Source organism: Pseudomonas sp. GW821-FHT04C07 (assembly GCF_059420325.1).
Genome location: NZ_JBWKTM010000007.1, coordinates 203414 through 217976 on the forward strand (window position 1 = coordinate 203414; position 14563 = coordinate 217976).

At 55.3% G+C, this 14563-nt stretch carries 16 protein-coding genes and 5 pseudogenes; 12 read left to right on the top strand and 9 right to left on the bottom strand.

Going from position 1 to position 14563, the window contains the following annotated elements; translation table 11 throughout:
• Nucleotides 1–15 precede the first annotated feature (15 nt).
• Nucleotides 16–1056, bottom strand: coding sequence for an FAD:protein FMN transferase (locus AC07UI_RS15255; protein WP_494993265.1), 1041 nt, complete (start codon nt 1054–1056; stop codon nt 16–18).
• 298 nt (nt 1057–1354) lie between these two features.
• On the opposite strand from AC07UI_RS15255, the gene AC07UI_RS15260 reads away from it, so the two are divergent.
• The 6 genes and pseudogenes from AC07UI_RS15260 (at nt 1355) to AC07UI_RS15285 (ending at nt 5563) form a co-directional block, all read left to right on the top strand.
• Nucleotides 1355–1708: a bacteriocin gene (locus AC07UI_RS15260; protein ID WP_494993266.1), complete on the top strand. Its 354-nt coding sequence runs from the start codon at nt 1355–1357 to the stop codon at nt 1706–1708.
• A 1173-nt stretch (nt 1709–2881) separates the two neighbouring features.
• A complete protein-coding gene (gene osmE, locus AC07UI_RS15265) occupies nt 2882–3244 on the top strand; it encodes an osmotically-inducible lipoprotein OsmE (RefSeq protein ID WP_494993267.1) in 363 nt (120 codons plus the stop codon).
• A 512-nt stretch (nt 3245–3756) separates the two neighbouring features.
• Complete coding sequence (locus AC07UI_RS15270) at nt 3757–4086, top strand: hypothetical protein (protein ID WP_494993268.1); 330 nt, start codon at nt 3757–3759, stop codon at nt 4084–4086.
• A gap of 398 nt (nt 4087–4484) precedes the next feature.
• Entirely contained in the window at nt 4485–5057 is a 573-nt protein-coding gene (locus AC07UI_RS15275; protein WP_494993269.1) for a type 1 glutamine amidotransferase family protein, read from the top strand.
• A 43-nt stretch (nt 5058–5100) separates the two neighbouring features.
• Nucleotides 5101–5241 (top strand): annotated as a pseudogene (locus AC07UI_RS15280) (S24 family peptidase); the annotation flags it as partial.
• 94 nt (nt 5242–5335) lie between these two features.
• Nucleotides 5336–5563: a hypothetical protein gene (locus AC07UI_RS15285; RefSeq protein WP_494993270.1), complete on the top strand. Its 228-nt coding sequence runs from the start codon at nt 5336–5338 to the stop codon at nt 5561–5563.
• A gap of 815 nt (nt 5564–6378) precedes the next feature.
• On the opposite strand, the gene AC07UI_RS15290 is transcribed toward AC07UI_RS15285, so the two are convergent.
• A complete protein-coding gene (locus AC07UI_RS15290) occupies nt 6379–6813 on the bottom strand; it encodes an anti-virulence regulator CigR family protein (RefSeq protein WP_494993271.1) in 435 nt (144 codons plus the stop codon).
• Nucleotides 6814–6884: 71 nt separating this feature from the next.
• On the opposite strand from AC07UI_RS15290, the gene AC07UI_RS15295 reads away from it, so the two are divergent.
• The 3 genes and pseudogenes from AC07UI_RS15295 to AC07UI_RS15305 form a co-directional block, all read left to right on the top strand.
• Nucleotides 6885–7337 carry a hypothetical protein gene (locus AC07UI_RS15295; protein WP_494993272.1) on the top strand — a complete coding sequence of 151 codons (453 nt, stop codon included), beginning with the start codon at nt 6885–6887 and terminating at the stop codon, nt 7335–7337.
• 448 nt (nt 7338–7785) lie between these two features.
• Nucleotides 7786–8115 carry a hypothetical protein gene (locus AC07UI_RS15300; protein ID WP_494993273.1) on the top strand — a complete coding sequence of 110 codons (330 nt, stop codon included), beginning with the start codon at nt 7786–7788 and terminating at the stop codon, nt 8113–8115.
• A gap of 29 nt (nt 8116–8144) precedes the next feature.
• Nucleotides 8145–8318, top strand: a pseudogene (locus AC07UI_RS15305) (type II toxin-antitoxin system RelE/ParE family toxin); the annotation flags it as partial.
• A gap of 211 nt (nt 8319–8529) precedes the next feature.
• On the opposite strand, the gene AC07UI_RS15310 reads toward AC07UI_RS15305, so the two are convergent.
• From AC07UI_RS15310 to AC07UI_RS15330, 5 genes and pseudogenes are all read right to left on the bottom strand, one after another.
• Nucleotides 8530–9294: a C40 family peptidase gene (locus AC07UI_RS15310; RefSeq protein ID WP_494993274.1), complete on the bottom strand. Its 765-nt coding sequence runs from the start codon at nt 9292–9294 to the stop codon at nt 8530–8532.
• A 3-nt stretch (nt 9295–9297) separates the two neighbouring features.
• A pseudogene (locus AC07UI_RS15315) lies at nt 9298–9456 on the bottom strand (phage minor tail protein L); the annotation flags it as partial.
• Nucleotides 9457–9518: 62 nt separating this feature from the next.
• Nucleotides 9519–9647, bottom strand: coding sequence for a hypothetical protein (locus AC07UI_RS15320; RefSeq protein WP_494993374.1), 129 nt, complete (start codon nt 9645–9647; stop codon nt 9519–9521).
• 45 nt (nt 9648–9692) lie between these two features.
• Complete coding sequence (locus AC07UI_RS15325; RefSeq protein WP_494993275.1) at nt 9693–9887, bottom strand: hypothetical protein; 195 nt, start codon at nt 9885–9887, stop codon at nt 9693–9695.
• 34 nt (nt 9888–9921) lie between these two features.
• Nucleotides 9922–10005, bottom strand: a pseudogene (locus tag AC07UI_RS15330) (DnaT-like ssDNA-binding protein); the annotation flags it as partial.
• Here AC07UI_RS15330 and AC07UI_RS15335 point away from each other — a divergent pair.
• Nucleotides 9990–10388 carry a phiTE_072 family protein gene (locus tag AC07UI_RS15335; protein WP_494993370.1) on the top strand — a complete coding sequence of 133 codons (399 nt, stop codon included), beginning with the start codon at nt 9990–9992 and terminating at the stop codon, nt 10386–10388. The pseudogene AC07UI_RS15330 and the gene AC07UI_RS15335 overlap by 16 nt on opposite strands.
• A 998-nt stretch (nt 10389–11386) precedes the next feature.
• On the opposite strand, the gene AC07UI_RS15340 is transcribed toward AC07UI_RS15335, so the two are convergent.
• Both AC07UI_RS15340 and AC07UI_RS15345 read right to left on the bottom strand, forming a co-directional pair.
• Nucleotides 11387–11602, bottom strand: a complete 216-nt coding sequence (locus AC07UI_RS15340; protein ID WP_494993276.1) for a hypothetical protein — start codon at nt 11600–11602, stop codon at nt 11387–11389.
• Nucleotides 11603–11750: 148 nt separating this feature from the next.
• Entirely contained in the window at nt 11751–12062 is a 312-nt protein-coding gene (locus tag AC07UI_RS15345; RefSeq protein WP_494993277.1) for a hypothetical protein, read from the bottom strand.
• A 166-nt stretch (nt 12063–12228) separates the two neighbouring features.
• On the opposite strand from AC07UI_RS15345, the pseudogene AC07UI_RS15350 reads away from it, so the two are divergent.
• Together AC07UI_RS15350 and AC07UI_RS15355 are read left to right on the top strand one after the other, a co-directional pair.
• Nucleotides 12229–12899: pseudogene (locus AC07UI_RS15350) on the top strand (tyrosine-type recombinase/integrase); the annotation flags it as partial.
• A gap of 20 nt (nt 12900–12919) precedes the next feature.
• Nucleotides 12920–14509 (top strand): ABC-F family ATPase, encoded by a 1590-nt coding sequence (locus AC07UI_RS15355; RefSeq protein WP_494993278.1) that lies wholly within the window; start codon nt 12920–12922, stop codon nt 14507–14509.
• The last annotated feature ends 54 nt before the right edge of the window (nt 14510–14563 follow it).

The following is a 14563-nucleotide window of genomic DNA, read 5'->3' on the forward strand; positions in this document are numbered from 1 at the left end:
ATCGCCACAAAACCTTCAGCGACCTTTGTCGCCCGCCACGAATGGCTCGAAAGCCGGCGTCGACCGGCTGACAAAGGCCTTGTCGGCACGAATCACAAAAAACGCTGCAATTTTATGCTGCAAAGCATAGTCCCACCCCTGTTGCGGGCCGAGAGCCAGCAACATAGTCGATAGCCCATTGGCGATCATGACTGAGGGAGCGATTACCGTGACCGCTGTCAGGTCATGCTCAATGGGCCTGCCAGTGCGCGCATCGAAGGTGTGCGAATAGCGTCGGCCGTTTTCCTCGAAATAATTGCGATAGTCGCCCGAAGTGGAAATGCCATAGCCATCGAACGACAGCACCTGTTGCGCCTCCTGTCGGTCGTCCCGCGGAACCTCCAGCGCCACTCGCCAAGGCGTTCCATCGGGCTTGCGCCCGACTACCTTGATCTCGCTGGTGACGTCGGCCAGGAAGCTGTTGATACCCAGTTCCTGCAGACGCTCGGCAATGCGATCGACCGCATAGCCCGGCGCAATGCTGTTGAAATCGAGCTCGACCGCCGCGTCCTTGCACAGCTGCTCGCCTTCGATACGCAGGTGCTGATAACCCACCCTTTGCCGAGCACTCGCCAATGCCTGCGCCTGGGGGACCTTCTCCTCACGCGCCTGCGGACCGAAACCCCAGAGATTGACCAAGGGCTCAACGGTCAGGTCGTAGGCGCCGTCGCTTTGCTGCGAAAGCTGCTCGCCATAGCGGACCAGCTTCAATAACGGCGGCGGCATGGGCTGACAGCTGTTAGCTGGCAGCTCGTTGAAGCGCTCGGTATCCGAATCACCACGATAGGTCGAAAAAGTGCGATCGATCTCGGCCAGGATCGCCTCGACCTGCACCCGAACCTGCTCGGGCGAGTTTTCCCCCGAGGCTCGACGCCGCACGTATTGAACCGTGTAAGTGCTGCCCATGGTCGGGCCGCTGATTCGCTCCAGCGAGTCACCAGTGTCGCAACCCGCCTGAGCGACAAGCGCAATGATCAGACTCCATTTCCTGACATGATGACTCAATGGGCTACACATCAATATTCCTGAATTAACCTGTAGGAAAGCACTCGATTGAGCTGAGCATTCTTCACGCTTTGTATTGATGCTGGGTCGAGCTTATCAGGGGGTGGCTATGAGGCAATCACAACCGCATTGCTGAGAGACGTTGAAACAGGTTCGCGATTTCTCCCACCATCTACAGCAAACGAAACATCCCGGCACGATGGCGAGGCGACAGACGGTGTGTTGATTTCCGACCAAGCCAGCTCGGCGATTTGCTTAGCCGCCCCCAGGCAGCGACAATTGGCGCCCAATTTTTTTCGAGGTTTGCAACATGCGTAAAGCACTTTCCGTCTTGGCCCTGAGCGTCCTGTTTGCCCAAGGCGCTATGGCCGCAGGCGGCACCCAGGCTGCGGTCGGCGGTGGTTTGGGCGGCGCCCTGGGTAACGTTCTTGGTCAGAAGCTGGGTGGCAGCACAGGCGCAGCCGTCGGTGCAGGCCTGGGCGGCGCGGCAGGTGGTGCCGTTGCAGCCAAAAAAGGCAAGAAAACCAAGGCAGCTATTGGTGGCGGCCTGGGTGCGGCAGGTGGCTCACTCATCGGCAACAAGCTGGGTGGTAGCACCGGCGCCACCATTGGCGCAGGGCTTGGTGGTGCTGCTGGCGGCGCTATTGGCGGTCAGAGAAACTGATTCTATCGCTAACAAAAAACCCGGCTTTATAGCCGGGTTTTATGATTCAGGTGATCCCACACCTCTTGCCCGTCGCGCGCCCGGTGGCCCGGATCTGTGGTCACACCGTGCAAGGTTTATCTCCTCGGCAAAGGTTACACCTCTTCCACCTCAAAGCGGCCGTCATCAAGCTGGCCGACAGCAATCAGGCCACGGTCAAGAAACTGAATGAAGATGGTGGACGTCGCTTTCTGAAGCCGCTTACCCTATTGAGATGTATGCGGAAAACGACCGGATAGTCGGCGTAGTCGTCAGGGCGCTACAGAAGCTGTAGCCAGCCGGCGCGGCGGGGATTTTAAGAAATTGAGACGTATATCAGGTTTTGCGATCACAGCCTTGTTGGCTCTAGGTGGGATTGCGACGTTGTTCCTTGCTAAATATTGCATTGAATATTTTAAAGGCCCAATAGCCGAAACATGGGTTGAACTCGCACTCGGTCTTGCAGGTTATCTATTTTTCTTTTCAGTTAAACCACTTGAGAGATGGATAACAAAAAGGCTGAACAGATCGAGCCGAAAAAGACAGGACAACAAGTATTTGTAGGAGGCGATCGTGGGATTCAACTGGCCCGGGGGCGCCGCCGAACCATCCCCTTTAGCGCCCTTGTCATACTCTCGTCACACCGGGCTGGCACATTGAAGTCAGCCACAGGGATGTGGCAGCTCACTACCTGGAGCTCGCCACGTACGGACTTTTTCATTCCAGCGACATGCCCCATACGCCCGTATCCATTGCACCCTCCTGATAAGAAGCCAGAAGGTGTAAACCTTATTCAGGACGAGACAGAATCCCTTTTTAAGCCCCCCGCGCGCGGGCTTTTTGTTGGTGGCTTAACTGCCAGCTCGCCCCGAAGGCGGCCCTCATGGAACTCACTCTGTAGCTAGACCTGCGCTTCGTCGCCCCGTCGTTGATTAGGCTGAAGTTGCAGAGCACACTCTGGCGAGCTGAAGGATCAGCGCCCCCTTCGACAGAGAGCCCGCCATGTGCGGGTTTTTTGTTGTCTGCCCTCCCCAAACTCGCCAACACCTCCGGCCTCGGCCCTGAGGATATTTGGTGCACCCCGCATAACTCGACTTTAATTGAATTGATGCACCCAGGAGTCTCTTCACAACGCTTACCATCGGGAGCCCTAACATGAACAAACATCTATTCGCGCTGGTCGCCGTGCTATCAGCGGTAGGTGGTTGCGCCACTAATTCACATGTCTATCGTGACCAGCCGCTGGTCGCAAAGGTCGAGACGGGCATGAGCAAAGATCAAGTCCAGAGTATCGGCGGGAAGCCATTATCAGTAACGAACCGCACAGTAGAGCCCGGCACCTGCTTTGACTACATGCTCACTCAAGCCGGCCATCAGCAGTCTTTCAATGTCAGCTTTGATAGATCAGGCAAAGTGGACCATAAGAGCTTTATGACCTGCGCTGAATGGAGTCGCGCACAGCAGAAAGCCAGAGAACCAGCCAGCAGTATGGGCGGTATGGGAGGCGGAGGTTATTAGCGCATGACACGCCCTCACCTTCCCCGTTTTCCGGTTCACTGACTACAGTCGCTCGGATCGCCGGCGTGACAAGGTAGCAGATAGCCACCAAGATCAATTTGGGCGAACGGCTTTTGCCATTGAAAAAGTCGTGATGACGGTCGATCACTGCTCCGGCCAGCGGCAAATTTCAGGCAAAAAAAATCCCAAGCAGCTGATGGACACTTGGGACTCAAAATGCATAAACCGTGGTGGTGAACGCAGGGGCATATTATCTCAATTCGGGCAGTTGTAACAGGATATTTGCACCCGTCCGTCCGATTAAAATCACCTAACCCCTTCAATAACCACACTTTTTTTCAGGCTGAGCCTCAGTGCGGCGTATCGAGATGACGCTGCTCTATAGCTGGTAGAGAGCAATGAACTGTCGGGATTCAATCGTGTCTACAAAACCGGTGATGACTCAGTAACGACCTGGCTGGTGCTGGTCAAGACAACCGGCCAGCCTTTAAAGCACTCAGTAGGAATCAAACATGTCTAAAAAGCTTGCTGCTATTTTGTTGTCCGCATTTGTTGGCGTGGTTGCTGGCAATGTAGTTGCTGCTGATGCTCAATGGGAAAAAGATCACCCACGTAGGGCCGAGGTAAATGATCGTCTGGCCAACCAGAACAAGCGAATCCATAACGAAGTCAAAGAGGGCGAAATGACCAAGGGACAGGCAGCCAGACTTCATAAGGAAGATCGTCAGATTCGTCAGGAAGAACGGAGCATGGCTAGCCAAAATCGCGGTCATATCACCAAGCAGGAGCAAAGGACCCTTAACCAACAAGAAAATGCTGTAAGCCACCGGATTGGTGGCTAAGCCTTACCTGTGATTTTCGGTTAGTGCCCGGCTTAGTGTGCCTTTTTGTAAATGACTTACCCGCTAGCCCGCGAGGTCTTCACCTCACGGGCTGGTTGTATTGATCAGTGTTTGCCATCGATGGCGCATTAATTTTCATTCCAGCGAGAATTCGCCGAACGATTTCGATCAATGAAGCGTAAACACCTGCCTGATGTCCAGTGGCAGCAGCCCCGGCACTATCCAGGTCGCCGGCAAGTTCTTCTCAAAACGCGGCGTTGGGTGAAGTTGACAGCATCCCTGCGCATTACCCAAATACTACTGACAGAAATTGACGGTCGTGTTTGTTACGCTTTGGGTTCATGTGGGGAAGGCGACTCCTCAGACATTTATCAACGCCATAAGAGAAGGACACTCTAATGACACGTGCCATTACTATTATCACCGAGAACTTTTCAGATTGGGAAACCGCCCTGATCAACTCCGCTGGTCGTGCCTATTACGGCTTCGATACACGCTTCGCCACCCCCAAAGGTACCCCAGTCACCTCTTCCGGAGGCATGATCGTCACCCCGCATTTGGCGCTCGAAGCCATCCAGCTCGATGAACTCGACCTGCTAATCATATGTGGAGGCACCATCTGGCAGACCGAACAGGCCCCTAATATCGCTTCCCTGGTTACCGCTGCCCATGAAAGAGACATCATCGTCGCTGGCATTTGCGACGGTACCCGTGTGTTAGCGCAATCGGGCGTTCTCGATACCCTCCGTCACACTTCCAATTCGGCAGAGAACCTGTCGGAACTGAATTATGGTGGAGCGGCTTACTATCAGGATGTCCCTTATGCAGTAGCTGATAAGCGCGTCGTTACAGCTCCAGGTACCGCTCCGGTCAGCTTCATGGCCGAAATCTTGTGCACCTTGGGTATAGGCGACGAAAACCTCAAAGCCTACCTGGCAATGCACGCTGCTGAGCACCGCAAGTCCGCCTAGACCGCCATCTCCTGCGTCCGACATGGAACCTGCACCGGCACCTCTAGACACCGAAGCTGATGCACAATCCGGGAAGCCCGTGGTCGCGAAACTGGCTGACAGCGACCAGGCCACGTTCAAGAAACTGGTTGATGACGGCGGTCGGCGCTGCTTGAAGCCGCTCAATCCCGTCTACCCTATTTAGATGTGTGCGGAAAATTGCCGGATCGTCGGCGTTGTCGTCAGGGCGCTGCAGAAACTCTAGCCATCTGGCGCGACGGGATTTGCAGGAGGTCACCATGTCACTCAACAAACCCAACCAAGAGTTGCACCGCGACTTGAAAGCCGCCGCGTTCGCCCTCGAAGAAGCCGCCCTGGAAATGTTCAGGTTGGCAAAACAACGGGGGGATACAGAGCTTCTGGAGGCAATGGAGACGATCGAAAAGCTGCATGAGCGAGCTAATCGGCTGACTGCTTACGCTGATGAGGTGAAGGCGGGAGCTATCAGCCGCGCCAAGCCTGAGTAGGTGGCGCAGCGGGGATTTGTAGGTATATAAGGGCTTCCATTCCGACTTACACAATCAAAGATCAAGGATCGGCAGATGTTTACAGTGCTTGGTAGCGACTGATGAGTGAACAGAGAACAGTGATCGTCACTTGGGCAACCTGCCTGGAAGCGCCGAAGGCTCTTTAGTGCTGATTGATCACGGCAGGCTATTCAGGCATCCTTCATGGGATCCAAGCAAGCTGACTACAAGCCCGCTGGAGTTGCGTAACTGTAGGTGGCTCAATATTCCGATGCATGGCACACATACTTCATGTGTTTCACTCCGTGTGACGGCGTAGGATTGTTTGAAGGGGCACACACGCCAAAGCGCTGGTCAGGAGATGCTGAAAATGAAGTTAAGCTGCGTCAAAGTTTTCTTGATGGCCGCAACATTGCTTTTGAGTGCATGCTCAGGAACGACACCACGCTCTTGCTTTTCAGATGCTTGCAAGCTCGGAGGCAGTAACACCCAGCTAAATATCGGTGGTGGCGCCTCGCTGGGTAATAGCTACAACGAATACGGATCTACGCTCTTGCACGATTAAAGGGACGCTACAAAACCTGAGCATCTTGAAGGTTGAGCCCTATCAAGCGACTCCTGAGGCAATTACGGGGCGCATTGCGCAACTGTCTCTCACCGCATCCCGGCCCAGCGCCGGGCTTTTCGGATCTGACCTGTCATGCCTTCGTCACATCCACCAAGCACAATGCGGTCAGCCAAAAGGAATTGGCCCATCTACAAAGAGCCGGGCCCGATGCCGGGCTTTTTCGTTCTGGCGCCTCGCCGCCGGAAACTCAGTCCAATACGTTATGCAGGACCTCGTAAATTAGTCCGGTCGCGATGGTCACCAAAATCAGGTCCGTACCGACTTGCTGCCATTCGTAACCATCGTAATGCGGCAGCCTGCCCTGTATCCGGCCGTCCAGTTTCCTGGCGATTCCCGGTGGCAGCGGCTTTCCTCGAGCAAGCTTCTTTTGAATGCCTGGCGGTAGCGCTGGACCAGGCGACCAATAGTCACGACTGTCACCGATAATCACTCGAACGCCGCCCACGTCGACCTGTGGGCCGCTGTATCCGCCCCCTTGTTCGTAGTTCTGGAATTTGTTGCCTTTGTTCCCGTGATCGCCGTGCGGGTTCCCCTTCCCATTGCCAGGATCTGCGTACAGAGCAGTTGAGCCACACAAAAGCGCGATACTTGTTAAAAAAGCCACAACTGAACGAGTAGTCATATCCATGATCCTCTGCGTGAATCCATGCCGTAGCGCCTTTCATCGGAGGCCTGAGAACTATAGACAACGCTATGCATCCTAATTCATGCAAACCCATCCTGATCGATGGAAGCAATCATGCTTTAAAGAAGACGAATCTCGTAGCTGTTATGACATGCGTGATGATGCTGGCTGCAGCGCCTTTACTCCCGATGTCCTCTGCTTATGCAAAAAGCGGTGGTGGCGGTAACGGCTGTGGACAGGGAGTAGGTCATTCTGCCGACGCTGACAGCAATGGCCGTAGCGAAGGCAAAGAAAGCGATCATGACGGGCGAGCGGTCAGGGACCACGGAGTCAATGGCCATCACTACGGGAGTGCTCGCCATGACAGCAAAGGCCATGGTTTGGCTACCTCCGGGATTGCACACTCCAAAACTACACACGGACTGACAAAGGCCACTGCGATCTCAACTACCACGCCGGGAGATCACAATTCAAAAGGCCTGAGTAAAGCTGCTACTTCGACCACCAAACAAGATCAGTAAACCCAGCCCTTACCGTCGTGCGAGCTTTGCCATATTCTCGTGCAACGCACAAAGCCCGCCATCTGCGCAATGCCGTTCACTTAAGATAAAAAAGCGTCGAAGACGCAGCGGCCACTCCTTCGCCACACATGTCACCGGACTGAAGAATCGGCTTAAGTGAAAAGCATTGCAGCACTAGACTGGGCTTTCGGCTCTGAGCAAGGCGACAGACTGGTTAACGACCAGTGACAACCGTTCGTCCAGGCCGAGGAGCTGTAGCCCATTCCTCGTCTACACCTTTAAACATGGGATCTCTGGTCGCATTTCAATGCACCCCCAAATATATCCGGGGTGCCATGTTCCCATTCCTTTCTATTGGGCGTTACGCCTCGAGCTCGATGGCATACGAAGCGCCATACGGAACGGCAGTATTTCAAGCTTCGAGCTTCATTTCTCAAGGAATAGGAAAATGACTTTTAACTCAAAAAACTGGCATGCATGGCTAAACACTATGCCACCGAAACCGGACGACTTTCATGTGGTAGGAGATGTTGAGGTTGCCAATCCAGGGGTCGAGGCCTACCTCACCATGCGATCCACTCAAGGTACCGTCCCGCAAGCACTCATGCTGGATCTGCACTTGGTCCAGCGGCCAGGGAACTGGATTCAACAAACTAGCTGCGCACAAGGCAGATTCTCCAGAGTAATGGCTCCAAACTCGACTCCCTACACAACGGTTGAAATTTTCTACAATAGTGAGCGAATAGCCTTTATCGACAAGATTCCAACCATCTCCTGACTGATTCGCACGGGATCAGTTAAGTCGTAATGCCCGTGGTACACAAGCTGAACACGGGACTCTGGGAGATCAGAATCGATCTCGGAGATACCATCACACGCGCTCTGTTCACCGTAGTGGGCTCAGACATGGTTCTGCTCCACGGTTTCATCAAGAAAAGCAAAAAAACACCAGCGTCTGACATGGCTACTGCCAAGCTGCGGATTCCACGCGCACTTGGACAGCGATTCCACGCTGACTTGGACACTCATTCCACGGCCACTTGGACAGTGATTCCACGAGCACTTGGCCAGCGTAGAGGTTCGCCTCGTCCCTGGGCACGAAGTGGCTCGCGCATAACCCCAGTCCTTTGCCTGCAAGCCCAAGGACTGGGATTGCGCCAATTTCGGCGCGGACAGGACTCAGGATGCCGCATCATGTGGTTGGTTGCGCATCTTTGTGCCTGAGAATCAGGCGCGTCCGATCATGCCAAGGCCCGCCGAAGACGATCACTTCAGATGGCCGCCCGTACAGGTGATGCAGCAGGAAAGGACCCGGGCCGAACACCTCCGACTCTTCACCGGGCAGCGCTGGATCGGTGCCAAGGTAGATCCCTGCATGGTTGGGGTGAGCCGTTCGGCCGACCGCCATAACGATCATGTCGCCGCGCTGTGGCTGGTCGACGCGGTAGAAGCCGGCGGCTTCATAACCGGCCTTGTGTAAGCGGGTGTTTTCGGCACTCTCCCACCAGCCATCAGTGCGCTGGAAGGCTTCAAATTCAAGGCCCCATTCACGCTTGTACCAGTCTGCGCAAACCTGCCAACAGTCCCACGCACCGTGCACAAACGGACGCTTCAACAGCGGCATGTTGCCGGTCGGGGTGATGCTGCGCAGATCCGCCTCGGGCCAGCTCAAGATATGCCAGGGCAAGGCTGTGGCCTCACACATGGCCAGGTCGTGCGATGACGGTCGGCTGGTGGCGTCCGGATGCGAATGAACGATGCCGATCACCTCGCCTAGATCCTCCGCCGCGGCATAGTCCTCAGGCTCAAGCTGGAACTCTTTGTTCGGCTTGGTTGCGATGTTCCGACAAGGAAAGTACTGCTGCTTTCGGCCGATCGCCAGCAAAAGGCCGCAGCACTCCTTCGGGTACTCGGTGGCCGCATGCGTCTTTATTGCGCTCAGGATGTGCTTGCGCATGAGTCAGCTCCGGGCAATCAGGGAAACGGCCGGGAAACCGCCGTGGTTGGGTTCGTTGTTTTGACCAAAACGCAACTTGCAGGACTTCAGGCCGCCCTTGCACTGATCCTTGCCCGGATCGTGCGTAGGATTATCGTCGTCATCGAACATCGCCGCGCGGGTGTCCCTCGGCGCTTCAGTTCGGGCGGGCGGCGCAGGCAGAGCAGTGATTGTCGGAACGCTCATCAGCGCCTCCCTTGAATTTCGAATATCAGCGGCGCACCGGCGGGGTTCGTGTTTCGCAGCAGAAGGGGCTGGCCGAACTCTGCGATCATCTCCAGAGCCATCACGGCCATTTCGTCGTAGAAGGCCATGGTGGCTCCAGATGTGAAAAGCCCAGCGCGATGGCTGGGCTCCGGTTATTTTCTGCTTTCCATCATCTTGTCGGCGAGAGCGTTGGCCCTTTCAACTAACAGGTTCTGCCTGTCATCGTGATTAGACCCTCCTACAACCGGTGCCGTCAGATTGCTTTCCGCAATCAACGCAGCACAAAAATACTGATCCCAAACGACTCTTTCCCCAGCCGTCCGTTTGTTCATTTGGTCGGCGTTCATATGCGGCTCCTTTTAGTGAGGTAGCCCTGCTATTTTACGCCCGAACCGCAAACAACCCGCGTCGTAACAGATAATCAGCAAACTGCGTTGCGTTTGGCCGATATGGCGCTGCGGGTAACGAAGCTGGTCATCTCCGGCGCAAAGCGGCTCGACCCAGTGACGGTGTCCGCCGAGGACCTGAGCTCTCGATCAATCCCGCAGCCGGACAATTCGGAGTACGTGACTCGCCAAGGCAAGATCCCCCTCGAACGTTACGGCGAGTCATGGTCGGCCTACTGGGGAGGCATGGGGTCTCGCACTGTCGCCGAGTTTTTCTGCGGCTGCGATGAGCAGTATCTGGCTGGTTGCCTGGTGCGAGGCACCGAGCTGCACGCAACGCAGTTCAGCGGTCAGGCACTGCAAAAGATGGTTCGCAAGATCGTCATTGAACGCCGGCGTGGCCGGAGCCTCGATTACGACAACCTGGACAAGGACGAAGCCCGGGAACTGCAGATGTTTTGAGCAATGTCGGGAGTCTCGCAGGCTGCCCAGACAGCTTGATGTCCTCGATCTTCGGTGAAGAGTGGTGGTACGCCGCTGACCGGGCCCTAACCCACGTTATCAGTATCTGTACCGGATCATCGCCGCGGTGCAGCAGGCACTGCGCCAAATCGAAGTGAAAAACGCCTCAATAAGCGGAGATGGTTAGGGCTCTGACGCCCAGATAACGTTCGAGCTATTTATAACAGGACACCGGTCAGGGTTGATCTCACGCTCGCGATGAAGCCAGAGCTTAGTTTGCTCAACATCAAATTTTCGCTCGCTTCTCTCCTTCATTACGATGCCAGATACGCCAAAATGCCCGCACTCTGGGCAGATTAGTTCAACGCCATCCATTCCGGATTCAATCCTTCGCGCATCTTCCGAGCAGTTCAAGCACAACATGAGCCACTCCTAAGCGCCTGTCAGTTCCCACGGCCAAGTAATCTGGATGCCAACTCAATACCGCACTGTCGAGCATCACCAAATGTACTCCAGCCGCCTGACTCTAAGCCAACCCTCACGTAGCTTGCGCATTCATTGAGCCAGATGATAATGACCCTCGGCGTCGAACTGTTTGCCTCCCCCAAATGAAGTCGATCGTTGCTTTCCCCCCATTCGGATGAACGTAATTCACGGGATACGGCCTTTCGGATGCTAAGCCCATTTCGGTCTCCGGCCGGGTGCAAGTGATCAACTAATAGCCCACTTCCAACAGTCACGCCAATCAGCGAAGTATCCCCATCCCCACAGCCCCCCCGAAGCAGCAGCGCGCGGCATCGAGATAGATCATGTTCAGAGTTAAACAAGAAACCGAGGTGGATTATGGCGAGTGAGCAGAAACAGGCCGTTGCCCTCGAAGCGGACAAGGTGTCGGAGGCGAGAATGGCTGAGCTTTTAGGGACGACAAGCCAGAACACTACAGTCACCGTAGAGCTGAAGGTGGCGCCGGAAGCCGCCTAACCCACCCTCACCTATTTTTAAACAGCCTTAAATGGCATCTTGTAAGTAAAGAATCCTTTCAGGTCATCGCGCAGGCGTTCTGAAATGAGAGGGTCATCAAATATACCGGGGTCAAAGTAGATGAGCCACGTACCATCAGGCCTTAGCTCCGAGTCGGCAAAGTAGGCTCCTACTTCATTCTCTGTAAGTCCAGTGGCTTCAGCAATTTCCTTGATCGTAGGCTTGCTTTTCATCCGCGGCCTCCTTGGTTCGGCGGCATGCCGAATCCTCAACAAATAGCCCAAAAACTCGAATCTCGCCAGCGCATAGCTGCCGAGCGACCTATAACAGGAACGCGACCACCAAGGTTCGCCGGATTGGAATGCGGATTTTGCAGCAGCTTCAATCAAGCTGACCTTTCATGTTGGTAATTATCGGATGAGCATCACTGCGCGGGTATACCCGGAGCCTGCGAGCATTTGCGCGGGTAATGACTGAATACCTCTTGCCTGGTTCCGCCAGCTGTACATCAACGACCTGCTTGCAGTCCCAGCCGTAGGTGTTGAGCGCATGCCAAGCAAGGTCCGCTTTCGTCAGGTTCCGGCTGCTACCGATATTCGAAAAGTCATGGTTGAACGCGGAATCAACCGCCTTCGTAGGCTCTGCCAAGGCGATCCCCGTCCATAGAACAAAAATGACAATCCATATCTTCATCCAATGATCTCCTGAGTGGTGGCGCCACTATGCCAATGAGGTATCCCTATGCCCACAGAAAACCGAATCACCTAACCGCTGAGTGTCGAGCGCTCGATGGCAACGAAGCTGGTCATCACCGGCGCCGCAGAAGAAGCCATCACCAAGGCCACTCAATAACCACCTTCTGCCGAAACGATCACGTAAGGAGATCGATCCATTCAGCCTGGATGAAGCCAATAAGATCATCGACCTCCTGTACCAAACATCGCACTGGCCAAGCGGCATATACGCCGTTTTCTTTGAGTTCGCTTTTTTCACGGGGCTCCGGCTGTCTGAAGCTTTGGCGCTCCGCTGGGACGCTGTCGACCTTGAGAAACGACAAGTCCACGTATGCCGGACGATCGCCCTCGGCGAGGTCGAGGAGCGCACGAAGACGGGCAAGGATCGGTTCGTGCTGCTCAACTCTCGCGCGCTTCATGCGCTGGAGTTCGCTAAGCAGTATGCCGATCGTCGAAAAAAGGGGCAGGAAAGATCAAGGAATTTCCCTATGTGTTCCCTCCGTCCAAGAACAGCGAGTACGTGAAACAGACCTCAGACCTGCATAAACAATGGGGACCGGCGCTTGAAGAGCTGAAAATCCGTTACCGGCCGCCGTACAACTGCCGTCACACATATGCGACAATATGCTTAATGTCCAATATGAACCCCGCATTTATTGCTCAGCAACTTGGCCACAGCGTCCAAATGTTGCTGTCGACGTATGCCCGCTGGCTCAGCTCAAGCTCAGACTGGACCGAACTGGAAAAGCTCCAGATTGGTATCAAATCGGTATCAGTAGAAAACGGCCAGCTCTAAACCATTGATAGGTAAGGTAATTGATCTCCACAGCTAACATCACGATGCAGTTCGGCGCCAAGCCGTTATTCGAGAACGTTTCGGTCAAATTTGGCGCCGGTAACCGTTACGGCCTGATCGGCGCCAACGGTTGCGGCAAATCGACCTTCATGAAAATCCTCGGTGGCGACCTGGAGTCTTCCGGTGGCCAGGTGATGCTGGAGCCGAACGTACGTCTGGGTAAGCTGCGCCAGGACCAGTTCGCCTACGAAGAATTTACCGTGATCGATACCGTGATCATGGGTCACGAAGAGTTGTGGAAGGTCAAGGCCGAGCGCGATCGCATCTACTCGCTGCCGGAAATGACCGAAGAAGACGGCATGGCCGTGGCCGAGCTGGAAACCGAGTTCGCCGAGATGGACGGCTACACCGCTGAATCCCGTGCCGGTGAGCTGCTGTTGGGCCTGGGCATTGGCATCGAGCAGCACAATGGCCCGATGAGCGAAGTATCGCCGGGCTGGAAACTGCGGGTGTTGCTGGCTCAGGCTCTGTTCTCCGACCCTGAAGTGCTGTTGCTCGACGAACCGACCAACCACCTGGACATCAACACCATCCGCTGGCTGGAAAACGTTCTGACCCAGCGTAACAGCCTCATGATCATCATTTCCCACGATAGACACTTCCTTAACAGTGTCTGCACCCACATGGCTGACCTGGATTACGGTGAGCTGCGCCTGTTCCCGGGCAACTATGACGAGTACATGACCGTGGCCACCCAGTCCCGCGAGCAACTGCTCTCGGACAACGCCAAGAAGAAGGCGCAGATCTCGGAACTGCAATCGTTCGTCAGCCGCTTCTCGGCCAACGCCTCGAAAGCCAAGCAGGCCACTTCCCGCGCCAAGCAGATCGACAAGATCCAGCTGGCCGAAGTCAAGCCGTCGAGCCGGGTCAGCCCGTTCATTCGTTTCGAGCAGACCAAGAAGCTCCATCGCCAGGCGGTCATCGTCGAGCGTATGGCCAAAGGCTTTGATGGCAAGACACTGTTCAAGGACTTCAGCTTCACCGTTGAGGCCGGCGAGCGCGTGGCGATCATCGGCCCGAACGGGATCGGTAAAACCACCCTGCTGCGTACCCTGGTCAACGACCTGAGCCCGGATGCCGGTAGCGTGAAATGGACCGACGCCGCGGAAATCGGCTACTACGCACAGGACCACGCTTCGGACTTCGAAGACGAATCCAGCCTGTTCGACTGGATGGGTCGCTGGACTCAAGGCGGCGAGCAGCTGGTACGTGGCACCCTGGGCCGCATGCTGTTTTCCAACGACGAGATCCTCAAGTCGGTCAAGGTGATTTCCGGTGGTGAGCAAGGCCGCATGCTGTTCGGCAAGCTGATCCTGCAGAAGCCGAACGTACTGGTGATGGACGAACCGACCAACCACCTGGACATGGAATCCATCGAAGCGCTGAACCTGGCGCTGGAAAACTACCCGGGCACGCTGATCTTCGTCAGCCACGACCGTGAGTTCGTATCGTCCCTGGCGACCCGCATCATCGAGCTGAGCCCGAGCGGTGTGATCGACTTCAGCGGCACCTACGACGACTACCTGCGCAGCCAGGGCGTGGTGTTCTGATTTAGTTTGCCGCTTTAAGCAAAAGCCCCGTCCTTGTGACGGGGCTTTTGTGTT